Source organism: Salinimicrobium oceani (genome assembly GCF_012037645.1).
This window is the reverse complement of sequence record NZ_JAAVJR010001547.1, coordinates 1-293: the sequence shown is the minus strand read 5'-3', so window position 1 is coordinate 293 and position 293 is coordinate 1. Positions and strand designations below refer to the sequence as shown.

The 293-nt window shown below is 42.0% G+C and carries 1 protein-coding gene; it reads right to left on the bottom strand.

Translation table 11 applies throughout. The features are described 5' to 3' along the window. The coding region (locus HC175_RS23010; protein WP_168140079.1) for a hypothetical protein at window positions 1–293 on the bottom strand (293 nt) is incomplete at both ends.

Here is a 293-nt window from a genome sequence, read left to right as displayed (position 1 = left end):
GCCATATGTTGTCCAGATAGCTTCTGCACCAAGAGTAAGACCGGCATCGGGTTCGAAGTTTACATAGGGCAACACCATGAACTCAGTATATTTGAACTTGTTATAACGAAAATTATTGATCTCGTATGAATTTGAGAGTAGCTTTCGTGATCCAGGTTGGAGGATCTCATTTTCTTCAGTTTTGAAGTCATAGAGCTTCACATTCTTCTTGTTCTGGAAGTCATAAACATCTTTTCCCGGGCCTCCCAAAATCCTCAGCCTTACCAGATCCTCACCGTTACCCGAGATCTTAA